This window comes from Methylomonas subterranea, from assembly GCF_024505185.1.
In the GTDB taxonomy this organism is placed as follows: Bacteria; Pseudomonadota; Gammaproteobacteria; order Methylococcales; family Methylomonadaceae; genus Methylomonas; species Methylomonas subterranea.
Map to the genome: position 1 here is coordinate 45053 of NZ_JANIBJ010000028.1, position 15081 is coordinate 60133.

Genomic DNA, 15081 nt, shown 5'->3' on the forward strand with positions numbered 1-15081 from the left:
TCTTCATTGGTCGGGGTGATTGCCGAGCCATCATGAGCGTTACCGGTTAAATGGTTGCACCAAGTTAATGCGTTTTTGTTGCTATATTGCACCATAATGGTTCAAATGGCAAGCGGAAGCCGATTCGATAAGCCGGATTATCTTGATTGAGCTGGCTGGCGCCATGAAAAATCCAGTTTCTGGAGTACCCATTCGTAGGCTTATAGTCCCACTGACCGGCCAATCAATTCGGACTCCGCGAACTGGAGGGTTATAAAGCAGCCAGTGGTGACCTGATCCAATCGGCCACTATGCGACATTCGCTATATATTAAAGCTGTCTCTTTAAATAGCAGGTTCTTGCTTGATAGTTGACATTCAAACAATTTCAATAAATGCCATATTTCTAACCAAGCAAATCGTTCGCATTTATCAGACTAATGTTTTTTAATATTCTAGTACTGTTCTTGAAATACTTTTTTTACAGTTTTTAGCTCATGAGATATGGTTTCATATACTAGTCTTCTCAATGGCATTCCCTGAAATGGGTCATTCATCTGCGCTCGCCAGCCACGAAACAAATTTTCAAAACTAATCCACTTTTCGTGAAAGGCGTTAAACTCGTCGCCATCCGCAGTATAAGAACTCATATCTTCATTATTCCTTACTAAGTCCTTGACGATCTTAACTTCGCTGATACTGCTTTGAGATTCTAATAGATATATTCCTAACGGGGTATAACTTACGCCTGGATGTCTTTCTTCAGGCTCTCTGATTTCAATATAAACTGAAATTGGCAATTTTGAATAAAAATGGAAGTGATGCTTTAATGTTGGAAAGTTGGTTTCGATAATGTTCTTGTAATTTTCTAGAAAAGTCGAATACAGCCAAATCAGATAGGATTTGGCGTCTTCGTAAGAAACTGGGTTGCCTCTCTTTACATCTGTTTTTAACTTACGCTCCCCATCAAACATTGGGCCATCTATTACGGCTTTGATTGGACGAAGCCAGTTTATTGCTCTTGCTAGCGGTCTTTCTAAAATTTCGAGATCAACGTAGCGAGAATGAAACCTTGCTGGAAGGTGATCAGAGCTCAACGAGTTTTCTGCAGAGTTTAAAATTTGCTTGTGATCTTCAGCTAATAATTGAGGAGAATAGCTGATAAAGCCGCCATTCCAACTTTCATTAATTTGACCACTTCGTCTTCTTGCTGAAATTAGCTCATCCCGAAAATGCCTAACCAATTGCTCTCGTAAGATCGCTTTCAGAACTTCGTCAAGATTAAGGGGGTATCGAATAGAACAGCCATCAGCCTCAAGTAAATCCTGAAAGATTGCATTGTTGCGTATGACTGTTTCGATAATGTACTCCTCAAGCATTTCTGGGCATTTCGATTCATTAAGCAACCCTTCTTTTAAAAACTGCTCTAGCTGGGCTATCAATTCGCCATCAACGATTTCGGCAAGAATATCTATCCCATTTTGAAAGCCACGGGCGCTTCCTCTCATTTGGAGCTGATTTGCACCATCCAAATAAGCAAGGTTCGAATTCCCTAATATTTTCTGTACAGGTACAAAGTGAACTTCGTCGTCTAATTCACCCAATGGTCGAAACCCGTAACTTCCGAGGCGTCGTTGAGATAATAATATCTCGCCAATGAATCCAATCCGTCCTTGTGTTTTGGGCTTAAACGTATCTCGGAGCGCGGGGAAATGCAGTTCAATGAGTGATGTATATTGGTGCAGATAACTAGTGGCGTTTTTGCGAAGTTCATGATCAATAATCAATTTGCGTTCTGTTGAAGCCAAACGGTAGTAAAGAGTAAATACATCAATACGGGAACCCATTGTCATTATTTGCCTAAACTCACTCTCTAGCTGTTGCTGGGAGTACGTATCGAATCGGCATACCTTAAAGGCAATGATGTAATCTCGAAGCTGCTGGAAATAGAAACCAATTGCTGCTATTCCGGTTCGAGTTTCGTTACGAAAAAGGATTCCATACTCAAATAACTCATCCATTATGGACTCGGTAATTCTCAAATTCAGTAATTCACGAACATCATCTTCCGGTATCCAATCGGCATCCCTCTCATACAGCAGTCCGGCGATTGCCTTTAATGTAATTTCGGCTTGCCGCTTGTCTGCTATCCGATCAATAGATCGATGAAAATAGGTTTCGAAGAATTCAGCGGAGCTAAAAGTTAAATGCTTAAGGTTTGAATTCTTCGCGACGTCGAATAGGACTCTTAGCAAAAATGGATTACTGCGAGCCTCGTCAAGCACAGTGTCTTCGAAATTACCGAAAAATTGATACGCCTGCCTATATTTATCGATTGCATAATAAAAATCCTTATCAGAAAACTCTCCAATTTCTATTTTTCTCGATAAGAGATCGATATTAGTAGGACTGCCTCGTACCAACATAAACTGCTCGACCGCAGATGTCTTACAACTCAAAATAATTTTGATATTATTGTGCTCAGCCGCACGTAACAGTGCCCCTAAATGACTTTCTCGGGATATGTATATCCACTCGTCAATAGCATCAACAATAATTGTCAGCATTTCACTGCCCGCAAGCCTTGCCATACGACGTATTATTTGGATAGGCTGATCAGCGCCGTTGAAAGTCCATGCAAATTCAGATGCAATTGCCTCAAGAATTCCAGCTTCAAGAGCAACGCCGTTAAAAAATAGTACTGGCCTTCCCTTGTCGAGCAGATTTTCAGCAAGCCAACACATTTCACTGGTTTTTCCAGATCCAGATTGTCCTATTATCATAAGTCCAGGCAACGGCGAGCTGTAGAACTCCATTACTTTCGTCAGAATCGACTCCCTTGGAAAGTGCAGTTCTGGAACATATTTTCTTCCATCGGCCAATGTTCCCTTGACGATCCGCAATTCACTCTCAACTTGCAAACGGCAAAAGGCATTCAGATTAGTAGGGCTTAGCGAAAGAAAAAGTGACTGAGCCTCTAAAATGTCGTCATCAGGTAACGCTATGTTGAATCCATTGACGTTAATATCTGTTGGCTCGATTTGAGTTTTCGTAACGGTATGGTAAAGCTTATAGTCCTTTCCATTCGTTACAACGGCATACGGTGCTATTGGGTGTACAAGACGCGCATAAGATATGGCTTGATCCCTATCGTCATCAGTCAGTTGGAGGCCATCGGCTTTGGTTTCGACGATCAAAAGATTTCGTCCCTCCCGCTGAACTAGGATGTCTAAACGACCGCCGACGGTGTCTTTCTTCCTTGATTGAGTCTGACCGACGATTAGGGTTTGGCGACCTATCTTCAAAGTAAAGCTAAGTTCACACTTCAATTCGTCCAATGTAACTCCAGCTTGTTCAAGCCAGGGGAGGACATATTTAATTTTTATCTCTTCTTCAGTCACGACGCTTAATTTCTCCCATGGATAACATCCTTCTCGCCAACAGGAAATTATACGTTCGTTGACAGTCCCCCTAGGCGCTAAAAGTATTCTCAACAGATTCTATAGAACAGAATCAGTTTCAGCTTTTCTAATTCGCTTTGGTAAATCAGTTATTGTCTTCGAATGGCCGCTAAATGCCAGTATGCTGACTGGCGACAACCCGAATGTCGAATGTCTCTTGAGGGTCGCAAGCCGACTGCGTTGTCATCCGATGCATCGGTGGAAAGCGGGCAACGAGTATTTGTAGTGATCTCAGTGGAATGAACCATCGGATGGAATTTTAAATTTGTCTCAAACGCCTACCCGGAATCCGGAGTGTTCCAAATCGCCTGGTGGGTGCAAGTTTTTCTAAATAAAGGAGTTGGGGAAAATAGCTAAATCAATCTCCCGCCATTCTGCCTTTTTCAAAACTGCAAGCTTTTTGTAGCGGAATGCCTGAGCAAAACAGTGAGTTTAGCCGGCTGTTGATATTCAATCGCGGCCGCTTTCTTGGATCACTCCGGCAATTTGATGCTGCCTTGGGCAAAAATAACCGCTTGGCCGTCGATGCGGAGGGTGTTGCAACAGGCTGCGCGGCGGGTGGCGATTTCGCCGCGTTCGACCGCAAAGTTGTGGTGGCCTTACTGGGTGTGTTCGGACGAGCACGGATGACTGCAAAACGCCGGCATGGCAATTACATGGCGGATAAGCTGATTTGATTGAACGCGGTTGCCAGGTAGGTGGGCATATCCATTGAGTCTGGCAGGCGTGCGTTCCAAACGAGGCGATTATTACCAACCCTGTTCGGGCAATGCCAGCCATCCCTAAATGAAGGCCGCATTCCGGTTTAATGCGATCCGCGGTTTTCTAATATTCTCAGCCAATCAGGCCTCGAGAAACGCAGTTAATCAGTTCTGGCGGATAGTGTTATCGGGCCGTTATACTTAGCCAACCCTTTTGAATTGCACATGCGTAAAGTCGAATCCGTTCAGCAGTCCGATAATATTGGCCGAGTAAGTTTGAGGCCGGGCGAGAATGCCTCGGCCGTTCTGGAAATCGGCGGCCGGTGGCTGCGCGATGCCGGTACCGAAGCGGTGGAAGGGGTTTTGGCTAGCATTGCAGCGCAATCCGTCAAACGGCTCGAGATCCGGCCGGTCGGGCTTGAGGCCTGGGACAGCCGCTTGCCCTGTTATTTGCTGAAAATCGCCGATTATTGCACCGCCAAGGCAGTGGATTTGGATATTGCCGCCATGCCGCAAGGCGTGCGGGACTTGTTGGTCCTGGCAAGGGCGGTGCCGGAACGCGCCGGCGCCCGCCGGCAGAGGGAACGCTCCTCGCTGCTGGTGAATATCGGTACCCGCGTGTTGGGGCTGGCCAAGGACAGCCGACTGCTGCTGGTGTTCGTGGGGGAATTGATTCTGGCTTTCGGCGCCGTGGTGCGGGGGAGGGCGCGCTTCCGCCTGCTGGATCTGTTTATTTTCATTCAGGATGCCGGCCCCAACGGTTTTCCTATAGTTTCTTTGATCAGCCTGCTGGTAGGCCTGATTCTGGCCTTTGTCGGCGCCTTGCAGTTGGCCATGTTCGGCGCGCAGATTTATATTGCCGATCTGGTGGCCTTGGGCACGGTGCGCGAGATGGGGCCCTTGATGACCGCCGTCATCATGTCCGGCCGCACCGGCGCGGCTTACGCCGCCCAGTTGGGCACGATGAATGTAAACAGCGAAATCGATGCCTTAAAAACCATGGGCATATCGCCGATGGAGTTTTTGGCGTTGCCGCGCATATTGGCCTTGGTGTTGATGATGCCTTTGCTGACCTTGTACGCCGATCTGTTGGGTATACTCGGCGGGGCGGCCGTCAGCTACAGTGCCTTCGACGTTTCCTGGGTGCAATATTACAATCAGATCGTCAAGGCGGTCGATATGGTCGACGTTGCGGTCGGCTTCGGCAAAAGCGTGGTGTTCGCGCTGCTGATAGCCATTGCCGGCTGCATGCGCGGCATGGCCTGCGGCCGCAGCGCATCGGCGGTCGGGGATGCAGCCACCGCGGCGGTAGTCGACAGCATTGTCTACATTGTGGTGTCGGATTCCTTGATGACCCTGGTTCTGAACCAACTGAAGATTTAACCGAGACGTTTTTATGGCGACCGCGCACATCACGGTGGAACATTTGACCATGGCCTACGGCGATTTCGTGATTCAGCGCGATTTGAATTTCAGCATAGGCCGGGGCGAGGTATTTATCGTTATGGGCGGCAGCGGCTGCGGCAAGAGTACCTTGTTGAAGCATTTGATAGGCCTGCAACAACCCGCCGCTGGCGCGGTGTTTTACGACAGGCGGAACTTCTGGGAGGCGAATGCCGGGCAAAGGATCGAGCTGATGCGCCGGATAGGCGTGCTGTATCAGAGCGGGGCGCTGTTCAGCTCCCTGACCTTGGCGGAGAATATCGCCTTGCCCTTGCGGGAATTTACCGAATTGAGCCAAGCGGAAATCGCCGACATGGTGTCCTACAAATTGGCCCTGGTGGGGCTGGCTGGTTTTGAGGATTATTACCCGGCCGAAATCAGCGGCGGCATGCAAAAGCGCGCCGGTTTGGCCAGGGCCATGGCGCTGGATCCGGAGATATTGTTTTTCGACGAACCCTCCGCCGGCCTGGACCCGGTCAGTGCCCGTCTGCTGGACGATCTGATCATCAGCCTGCGCGATACGCTGGGTACCACCATCGTGGTGGTGACGCACGAACTGGCCAGCATTTTCGCCATCGGCACCGATTCGGTGTTTCTCGACCCGGACAGCAAGACCATGCTGGCCACCGGCAATCCCAGGCAGCTGTTGGCGGAATCGGACGATCCGCGCATCATTCAATTTCTGACCCGGGGCCAAGGCCGAGGCGACATACGGATGGGAGTTTCATAAGCATGAGTAAACCTGTTAACCCGGCCCTGATCGGCGGTTTCAGTTTGGGTGCGCTGGCGCTGTTGGTGCTGGGCTTGTTGATATTCGGCGGCGGGCGGGAATTTAGCGCCGATAAGGTACGTTTTGTGGTTTATTTCGATTCCTCGCTGAACGGCCTGGATGTCGGGGCGCCGGTCAAGCTGCAGGGCGTCAAGATCGGCCAGGTCAAGGAAATTGCGTTGAAATTCGACCCAAAGGGCGGCAAGCTTTACAAGCCGGTGGTGCTGGAGATCGACAGGCATAATCTCAACACCACCGGCGGCGAGGCTATGCCCAAGGAAATGAGTCTGAAAGAGCGTAAAGCCAATCTCGATCAATTGGTCGCCCTGGGTATGCGCGCCAGATTGGAAACCCAAAGCCTGTTGACCGGTTTGTTGTATGTCGATCTTAATTTTTACCCCGACAAGGAGCCGATGTTCGCAAACCTGGAATATAAAGATCTGCTGGAGGTGCCCGGTTTGCCGACCACCACCGACGAACTGCGTAATACCGCCGAAGAAGTGGCGCAAAAATTACGCGCATTGCCGCTGGATGAAATCGTGCAGGATTTCGCCGCCAGCCTGCGGGAAATTAGAGCGCTGCTGGCTTCCGAAGAAGTGAAAAAGTCGCAAATCGCGCTGGCTGCTACCCTGGGCGAGTTGCAAAAATCCACCAAAACCTTGAATAAAAATCTGGAGCCGATTTTGGTGAACGCCGACAAGGCCATCCTCAACGGCAACGAACTGCTGGCGGAAACTCACGCCATGGTGCAAGCCTTGCAAAAAAGTCTGCCCGGCTTGGTGCGCAATTCCGACCAAACCATGCTGGCCGCCACCGCCGCCTTGCAACAGGCCGAATCCGCCTTGAAACAGGTCGATCGGGCGGTCGGGCCGGACTCGGCCTTGACCGACACCTTGCAGGCCTTTAAACAAGCCGCCCGCGCCATCAGGGATTTGGGCGATTATCTGGAACGCCATCCGGAAGCCGTATTGTCCGGCAAGCAACAATAGGTGAGGAATATGATGTCCGGTTTAACACGCATGGGTCTCGGCGCGTTCTTGTTGACGCAAATCGCCTGCGTCGGCTCAAGCCCGCCGGCACGGTTTTATTTACTGGAACCCTTGGCGGCGCTGGATCGGGCGCCGGCCGTATCGGCAACGGCAAAGCCGACCCTGGCCCTGATACCGGTAAAAATTCCGCAATATCTGCAGCGCGCGCAACTGGTGACGGCCAGCGGCAAAAATACCTATTTGCTGGACGAATGGCACCGTTGGGCCGAGAGTCTGGACGACAATATCACTCGAGTGGTTTTACGGGATTTGAGCCTGCTAATGCCGGCGGATGTGGTGTTAAACAACAGCCAGTACGCTAGGCAAGCCAAGTTGGCCCTGGCGATTAGCATTCTGGAATTTCATATCGATCCCGAGGGGCGTGCCCGTATGACCGCGCAGTGGCAAGCCAGCCGGGGCGATCAGACGCTGATAAGTCGGCAGAGCAGTTTTCAGGTGTCGGCGGAAAACGCCGATGCGGCATCGAAGGTGCAAGCCTTGAACCAATGTCTATTCCGGCTCAATCGCGAAATGGCCGAGGCGTTGACCCCACTCGGCGCGAATTAAAGCTTCTCCCCTCCGGCGGCTTGACCGTCATTCCCGCAGATGCGCATAAGCCGGTTGGGTTTGCAGCCGGCCGTCATCCAGCGGCGTGCCCAGGGTAAAGTGATACAGGCTTTGCCAGTCGTTATCCCGCAAGCCCAACACCCCGTGTACCGCATCGTCGAAAAAGCAACCGATGCCGGTGCCGCGAATGCCGGCGGCTTCCGCTTCCAGATACAGAATTTGTCCCAGCAGGCCGGACTCCCAAAACAGTCGCCGATAGCGCCAGGCTTCGGCTTCGATATTGCCGGCGAAGCGGGCCAGCATGCCCAGGCTGAACGCGCTGTCACTGGCAATCGGCTGATGGCAGGACAAGGTTTTGGCGGCTTGCCGCACATTGCCGGCTACCAGTCGGTAGAACTCGAACGGGCCTTCAATGGCTTGCCAAACAAAGTCCTTGGAAAAGGCCTGTTTGAAAACCATGATGTCCCGGCCGTCGCGCGGCAAAAAATACAAGCCCGGCTCCAGACCGTCAACCCGGTGCACAAACAGCAACAGGTGTATTTGCGGCGGCCAGTTCCAGGCGGTAAACGGCGGTTTGGCGTTGGGTAGCAGGGCCAGCAAAATTCGCTGAAAATCCGCCATTGCCATGGGATCGGCCTTGCCGTTGAAATGCTGGGCGCTGCGGCGCTGGCGTATCAAACGGCTGGCGGCCAAATTTTGGCTGGGCGCCGGCAAGTTCAACACCGGCCATTGCCGGCGTTCCGCCTGAGTGGCGGGTTTTAGCGCCGCGGCCGCCACCTCGTCGATAATCGGCCAGCGGTAAAAATGCCGTCCGCTCAAGCGTTCGGCTTGGCCGAACCAGGTCGCCGATGCATAGTGTTGCGCTAATCCTTCGGCATTCAAGCCGGCATGATTTGCGCCATCGGTATGCAGGCGACAAAACAAATCCGCCGCCTCATGCTCGTGGTCGACGAAGTCCTCCCGCCTGTCCAGGCCCAGCCAGCGGGCGATATCGTTGTCGCCGGCTTCGCCGAGCAGTTCTATCGACCAACCCAGACAGGCGGCGGCATAACTCAACGCCGCCAGGGCATGGCCGATGTCGTGCTGGCAATAGCGAAAAGCCCGTTCGCCGTACTTCCAGGCTTCCCGCCAATGTACGGAGGATAAACCGATATAAACGGCCGGCTCGCCGTCGGCGCCATCGAAGGCGGCGCGGCGCTCCAGATGATGATCGTGGCTGACATAGTGGTAAACGCCGGGCCGCAGCAATTCGGCGTCGGTACAGACCAGATAGGCTTCGGTGGGGTGCAGATTGCCGCTGGAAGGATTGCAGCGCAAGGCCCAGCGGTCCGGGCCGAATTGTTTCCAGGCCGACAGACCGAAGGACAGTTCCAGCAGCAGGCCGAGATTGGTTAACGTCAAGGGCTGTGGCGCAATTTGCTCCGGCCGGTCCAGATCGGCAAATAGGCAATCCAGCTCGGCGCCCGGCGGGGGTAAGGTAAGCGTTTCGCAGCCTTTAAAGCGCCGGAAGGGGTTGGGTTGGTCGTCCCAGTCCAGGGATTCCGGACCCTTGGCGTAAGCATTCAATTGATGCTTGGTGCGCTGGTGGTAATTCAGTACGGTGTCGGCGGCGTTTGACATGAGGTCTCGGTGGCGTGGAGAAAGGTCGAAAAGCAAGGACGGTGGATTACCGCCCATATCATTCAGGATACCAGTTCCGGCAGCATCAAGTCCTCGGTCCAGCAGCCGATGGGCCGGCCCAGATTCAACTCCCGGTCCTCGAAGCGTACCAGAAACACGCTGCGGCTGGGGTCTTCTTCCACATAGCCTTTCATGACGATGACGCCACGGGCGCCGGCTTCGGCCAGCACTTCGCCTTCCTCGCTTTCCGGCATGCTGCCGTCGTCGACGATGGTGTGAGCGGCAAAAACCACATCGCCCAAATCCAAATCTTCAATATTCATGATGTTCTCCTGTTACGGGTTTGTAGCAAAACCGACAAAGACAGCGGGATTGTTGTTAAACGGATTGCTGGTTCAAGGTGGCCGGCTGACACGATTCAAGAAAATTCAGCGGGTTAGGCGGGTTTTTCTCGCATGGCATGCCGGTTGCTTTAAGTCTTTACAAGATCAATGCCAAACCGTTCAGGAGAGTTAACCATGATTACTTTAACCGATAGCGCTATCCAAGCCGTGGGTCGTTTTATCAGCAATTCCGACAAACCGACAGCAGGGCTCAGAATCGAAGTGACCGATGGCGGTTGTTCCGGTTTGTCTTACGGTTTGCGCCTGGAAGACAAGGAAACCCAGGAAGACACCGTCATCGATTGCGGTGAAGTGAAAGTATTTGTCGATCCCGCCAGTTATCCCAAACTCGACGGCATGTCCATCGATTTCGTCGATAGCCTGGAAGGGTCGGGTTTTAAATTCAGCAATCCCAACGCAGTCAAAAGCTGCGCTTGCGGCTCTTCGTTTACCACCGGCGATAACGGTGGCACCCCTAAAACCTGTTCTTAAGACGCGGAGATTAAAGTCATGTGGGATTATTCGGACAAAGTTAAAGACCATTTTTTCAACCCCAAAAACGCCGGCGCGGTGGAAGGGGCCAATGCGATTGGTGAAGTGGGTTCCATCAGCTGCGGCGATGCCTTGAGGCTGACCCTGAAAGTGAACGAAGACTCGGAAATCATCGAAGACGCCGGTTTTCAAACCTTTGGTTGCGGCTCGGCGATTGCCTCGTCCTCGGTATTGACCGAAATCATCAAGGGCTTGACCCTGGACGAGGCCTTGAAAGTCACCAACCAGGACATCGCCGCCGAACTGGACGGCCTGCCGCCGGAAAAAATGCACTGCTCGGTGATGGGCCGCGAAGCTCTGCAAGCCGCCGTCGCCAACTATCGCGGCGAAGAGTGGAAAGATGATCATGAAGAAGGCGCGCTGGTCTGCAAATGTTTCGCCATCGACGCGGTGATGATAGAAGAGATGGTTTGGGCCAACAAACTGCGCACTGTGGAAGATGTCACCAATTTCACCAAGGCCGGCGGCGGTTGCGCGGCTTGCCACGAAGACATCGAAGCGATTCTGGAAAAAGTGCTGAAAGAGCGCGGCGAAACCTTCGATCCGAACGCGGCGCCCATCGAGAAAGTCGAGGCCAAGGCCGAGAAAAAACCGCTGACCAATCTGCAGCGCATCAAGAAAATCGAGGAAGTGATCATGTCCTTCCGTCCGCAATTGATGGCCGACGGCGGCGACGTCGAGTTGGTGGAAGTGGTCGATAAAACCGCTTACGTGAATATGACCGGTGCCTGCAACGGCTGCCAAATGTCGTCCATGACCATCGCCGGCATTCAACAGCGTTTGATGGAAGTGATGGGCGAATTCATCAAGGTAGTGCCGGCTTCGCAAATGCCTGCCGCCGGCTTGGTGAACATCAAGGAGGCCGGTCATGCCTGATATTTATCTGGATAACAATGCCACCACCAAGGTGGATCGGGCGGTGGTCGATGCGATGATTCCGTATTTCACCGAGCAGTTCGGCAATCCGTCCTCCATTCACCGTTTCGCCGACGGCGTGGCGCGGGCCATCAAAAAAGCCCGCAGCCAGGTGCAGGAACTGCTGGGCGCCGAACACGATTCCGAGATCATTTTTACCTCTTGCGGCACCGAGTCCGATTCCACGGCGATTCTGTCGGCCATCAAGGCCCAGCCCAACCGCAAGGAAATCATCACCACGGCGGTGGAGCATCCGGCGATTTTGAATCTGGTCGATCATCTGGAAAAAGAGGGCTACACCATCCACCGCATGCCGGTGGACAAATGCGGCCGGCTGAATCTGGAAGCTTACAAAAATTTGTTGTCGGATCAGGTCGCCATCGTTTCGGTGATGTGGGCCAACAACGAAACCGGCACCATTTTTCCGGTCGAAAAAATGGCCGAAATGGCTAACGCCGCCGGCGTGATGTTTCATACCGACGCGGTACAGGCGGTCGGCAAGATTCCGATGATGCTACAGGACACCAAGATAGACATGCTGAGCCTATCCGGGCACAAACTGCATGCTCCCAAGGGCATAGGCGTGTTGTATCTGCGCCGCGGCACCCGTTACCGGCCCTTGCTGCGCGGCGGCCACCAGGAGCGCGGTCGCCGGGCCGGCACCGAAAACACCGCGTCCATCGTCGGCTTGGGCGTGGCCTGCGACTTGGCCATGCAGCACATGGAATTCGAGAATACCCAGGTCAAGGCCATGCGTGACCGGCTGGAGCAGGGTATTATCGAACAGATTCCGCATTGCTTCGTCACCGGCGACCTGAACAACCGCCTGCCCAACACCACCGACATCGCCTTCGAATATATCGAGGGCGAAGCGATTTTGATGCTTCTGAACAAGGCCGGCATCGCCGCCTCCAGCGGCTCGGCCTGTACATCCGGCTCACTAGAGCCGTCGCACGTGATGCGGGCCATGGACATTCCTTATACGGCTGCCCACGGCACCATCCGGTTCTCGTTTTCGCGTTATAACAGCATGAGCGAAGTGGACGAGGTGCTGAAGGTCATGCCGAGCATCGTTGCCACGTTGCGCAAGCTGTCGCCGTATTGGGACAGCGTCAACAATACCCCGGTTGCCGATCCCGAACAGGCCTTTCAACCCACCTATGCCTGAAGCGGCATGGCGGACGTTGCCGGCCGGGATGCTCCATCGAAATCCCGGTGAGGGCGTCGTAAAAGGTAATCAGTCCCTGCTCCCGGCGCACCCGCGGGGCATAAAGGAGAAGGTTAGGATGAGGGTATATAAAACAATAGTTTATTGGTTTTACCCCCTCGCCCCAACCCTCTCCCGCAAGGAGAGGGAGCTTTTACGACAGTCTCTCGGGGTTGTCGGAATCTTTGTTTAACACCCCATACCACAGAGGATTTTTTATGGCCGAAGACTTGGTTGCTTTACGCGCGGTATTGTCGAGCATGGAAGCCGCCTTGAGTTCCATCAGCGAACTGAATGCGGAAGTGCTTGAATTTGTCGATGTGCATTATCCGGATATGCTGAACGATCAAAAAGTGGTTCAGGTATTCAAAAATGTCGGCGACGCGGAAGACGAACTGCAAAGACAACTGAATTTCCTGCGCATGCGCTTGACGGCGGGCATACCGGACTTTAAAGCCCTTTGCGATACAGCGGGCGCGGCGGCTTAAGCCCAATTCGCCAATCGATTCTCGCATAAGGCGGTTCCGCAAGCGCGAGCCGCCTGATATTTCGGCTTATTTTTCTCCCGAGCCTTGGTAGTTTTCCGGGTCGAAATCGGCAATATCGATTTTGCCGAAGTCCTTGGGCGGTTTATGGCTGACCGTTTTAACCGTCTCCGGGTCGGAGGTATGAAAGGAGCTTTCCTCGACCCGCACTAACTGCCAAGTATTGTCGCGCCTTGAATAGTTGAACTGAAAGTTGTTGGTCCAGCGCCAATTGCTGCCGCCGTAGTGGCTGACGCTAAACGATTTGCTAGTGGCCGACAGTTCGGCGAACGGGTCGCCGAAAACTCCACCGCAGGTCGAGCAAAACACTATCCTGTCGTTGGTTTTGACGATTTTCAGGCTGTTGTCCGCCTGCCGCAGGGCGATTTTCAAGGGGCGTTGCCCGGACTCGATAGCCGGATCGGTGTCGTTGGTTCTTTGGCGCTCGAGAATAAATACATAATCGGATAAACCGTCGCCATTCAAATCCGCGCCGGCATGGGCCAATAAAGAGCTATTCGCATCCACGAATTCCCGCAGTTCGGCCGGCACATCGGGGCTCTCATCGTTTGCCAGGCAAAGCGCCGGCAATAACAGTATCGGTAGCAGATTTTTGAGCATAAATTCCTTCGCGTAAAAGTTGACAGACATAAGCAAGCTAAATTTGTGGCCGGAAACGCAAAGGCTTATTTTGACCGAATGGTGCGTGTTAAGCTAACTTTGTTGTCATAGTCTTGGCTCATAACGCAAGGGTAAGGAGCACGATGCTAAGGGAAGCCGCCGAGCCATTTAAACACAAGCTTCAAAATCGTCAACGGGTGGCGAATCTTTCTCTCCGGCAAGGCATGGGGACCGCTTTTAATGTCGCCATGGGCCGTGACGCTCGGGGCGTATCGAGGGAGATAAATCCCGCGCCCTCGGCCTTTGCCGCTACGCGGATGTTTAAAAGCAGATCAAACAAGCCGGCGGTGTGAATATCGCCCGTTCAATTCATCGGCTGACGAATTCGGGCCTGGATTCGCGTATCATAGCGGGCTGTCGATTTCTCAAAAATGCCGCCGCATGGATTTTGCAACCTTATTGGGTCCGATCGTCGCGCTTTGCGCCATCGCCGTCGCCTTGTTGCTCGACCAGAGCAATCCGTTTGCCTTGCTCAACGGGCCGTCCCTGATCTTGGTGCTGGGCGGCACCTTGGGGGCCACCATGATGGCTTATCCGCTGAAAAGCTTTTTACTGCTGCCTCGTTTCGTTTGGCAATGTTTTAAATTCGAATTGCCCGATCCCCGCGACCATATCGATTTTTTCGTCAAATTAGCCAATATTACTCGCCGAGGAGGGCTGCTGGCCTTGGAAAACGATGTCTCGGCCGTCGAGGATGTTTTTCTGCGCAATGCCTTGACCTTGGTTGTCGACGGCGTAAACCCCGAGCAGGTATTGCGGGTGATGGAAATCGATAACGAGATGACCACGCAACGGCATTATCTCGGTATTTCGATGCTGTCGACCATGGCCGGCGTCGCTCCGCCCATGGGCTTGATAGGTACGGTCGTCGGCCTGATCGATGCGATGGGTAACTTGAGCGATCCCGCCGGACTGGGGCCGTCGATTGCGCTGGCCTTTTTGACCACGCTGTACGGTACCTTGTTGAGCAATCTGATTTTCAGTCCCATGGCCAACAAATTGAAACAAAAAAACAAGGAAGAAATGTTCCTGCGGGAATTGTGCATGGAGGGGGTTTTGGCCGTGCAGGAATGCGAAAATCCGCGCATAGTCAGGCAAAAACTCGAATCGTTTTTGCGGCCGAAATCGCGCGGCATGATGTTCGACGCCGATCTGAGTTAGCCTTGCGCCGCAAATTTACTCTGAAAGTAAAATATTGGGAAGGGTGCGGTTGCTTGTCGGACAGGCGTTGGCGGCAAGGCTTGCCGCCGGC

Annotated in this window: 14 protein-coding genes; 10 read left to right on the forward strand and 4 right to left on the reverse strand. The window is 52.8% G+C overall.

Features of this window, described 5'->3' with window-relative positions; genetic code table 11:
- Positions 1-433: 433 nt before the first annotated feature.
- Positions 434-3379, reverse strand: a complete 2946-nt coding sequence (locus tag NP590_RS14670) for a type I restriction enzyme HsdR N-terminal domain-containing protein (RefSeq protein ID WP_256603302.1) — start codon at positions 3377-3379, stop codon at positions 434-436.
- 470 nt (positions 3380-3849) lie between these two features.
- Between NP590_RS14670 and NP590_RS14675 the strand changes: the two genes are divergently transcribed.
- From NP590_RS14675 to NP590_RS14695, 5 genes are all read left to right on the forward strand, one after another.
- On the forward strand, positions 3850-4116 hold the full coding sequence (locus NP590_RS14675) for a hypothetical protein (protein WP_256603303.1): 267 nt from the start codon (positions 3850-3852) through the stop codon (positions 4114-4116).
- 249 nt (positions 4117-4365) lie between these two features.
- Complete coding sequence (locus NP590_RS14680; protein WP_256603304.1) at positions 4366-5523, forward strand: MlaE family ABC transporter permease; 1158 nt, start codon at positions 4366-4368, stop codon at positions 5521-5523.
- A gap of 13 nt (positions 5524-5536) precedes the next feature.
- The gene (locus NP590_RS14685) at positions 5537-6313 is read left to right on the forward strand and encodes an ABC transporter ATP-binding protein (RefSeq protein WP_256603305.1); all 777 of its coding nucleotides are present in this window, start codon (positions 5537-5539) and stop codon (positions 6311-6313) included.
- 2 nt (positions 6314-6315) lie between these two features.
- Positions 6316-7341 (forward strand): MlaD family protein, encoded by a 1026-nt coding sequence (locus NP590_RS14690; RefSeq protein ID WP_256603306.1) that lies wholly within the window; start codon positions 6316-6318, stop codon positions 7339-7341.
- 12 nt (positions 7342-7353) lie between these two features.
- Positions 7354-7947 (forward strand): PqiC family protein, encoded by a 594-nt coding sequence (locus NP590_RS14695; RefSeq protein ID WP_256603307.1) that lies wholly within the window; start codon positions 7354-7356, stop codon positions 7945-7947.
- 27 nt (positions 7948-7974) lie between these two features.
- On the opposite strand, the gene NP590_RS14700 is transcribed toward NP590_RS14695, so the two are convergent.
- Both NP590_RS14700 and NP590_RS14705 read right to left on the reverse strand, forming a co-directional pair.
- On the reverse strand, positions 7975-9567 hold the full coding sequence (locus NP590_RS14700) for a SagB/ThcOx family dehydrogenase (RefSeq protein ID WP_256603308.1): 1593 nt from the start codon (positions 9565-9567) through the stop codon (positions 7975-7977).
- Positions 9568-9629: 62 nt separating this feature from the next.
- The gene (locus NP590_RS14705) at positions 9630-9890 is read right to left on the reverse strand and encodes a nitrogen fixation protein NifZ (protein WP_256603309.1); all 261 of its coding nucleotides are present in this window, start codon (positions 9888-9890) and stop codon (positions 9630-9632) included.
- 195 nt (positions 9891-10085) lie between these two features.
- Here NP590_RS14705 and NP590_RS14710 point away from each other — a divergent pair, with 195 nt between their 5' ends.
- The 4 genes from NP590_RS14710 (at position 10086) to NP590_RS14725 (ending at position 13112) form a co-directional block, all read left to right on the forward strand.
- Entirely contained in the window at positions 10086-10442 is a 357-nt protein-coding gene (locus NP590_RS14710; RefSeq protein ID WP_256603310.1) for a HesB/IscA family protein, read from the forward strand.
- An 18-nt stretch (positions 10443-10460) separates the two neighbouring features.
- The gene (gene nifU / locus NP590_RS14715; protein ID WP_256603311.1) at positions 10461-11378 is read left to right on the forward strand and encodes a Fe-S cluster assembly protein NifU; all 918 of its coding nucleotides are present in this window, start codon (positions 10461-10463) and stop codon (positions 11376-11378) included.
- A complete protein-coding gene (gene nifS / locus NP590_RS14720) occupies positions 11371-12585 on the forward strand; it encodes a cysteine desulfurase NifS (RefSeq protein WP_256603313.1) in 1215 nt (404 codons plus the stop codon). Before nifU ends, nifS begins: the two co-directional genes overlap by 8 nt.
- A gap of 257 nt (positions 12586-12842) precedes the next feature.
- Positions 12843-13112, forward strand: coding sequence for a hypothetical protein (locus NP590_RS14725; protein WP_256603314.1), 270 nt, complete (start codon positions 12843-12845; stop codon positions 13110-13112).
- A 66-nt stretch (positions 13113-13178) separates the two neighbouring features.
- Here NP590_RS14725 and NP590_RS14730 read toward each other — a convergent pair whose 3' ends face one another.
- Positions 13179-13769 carry a hypothetical protein gene (locus tag NP590_RS14730; protein ID WP_256603315.1) on the reverse strand — a complete coding sequence of 197 codons (591 nt, stop codon included), beginning with the start codon at positions 13767-13769 and terminating at the stop codon, positions 13179-13181.
- Between the two features lie 441 nt (positions 13770-14210).
- On the opposite strand from NP590_RS14730, the gene NP590_RS14735 reads away from it, so the two are divergent.
- Complete coding sequence (locus NP590_RS14735) at positions 14211-14990, forward strand: motility protein A (RefSeq protein ID WP_256603316.1); 780 nt, start codon at positions 14211-14213, stop codon at positions 14988-14990.
- The last annotated feature ends 91 nt before the right edge of the window (positions 14991-15081 follow it).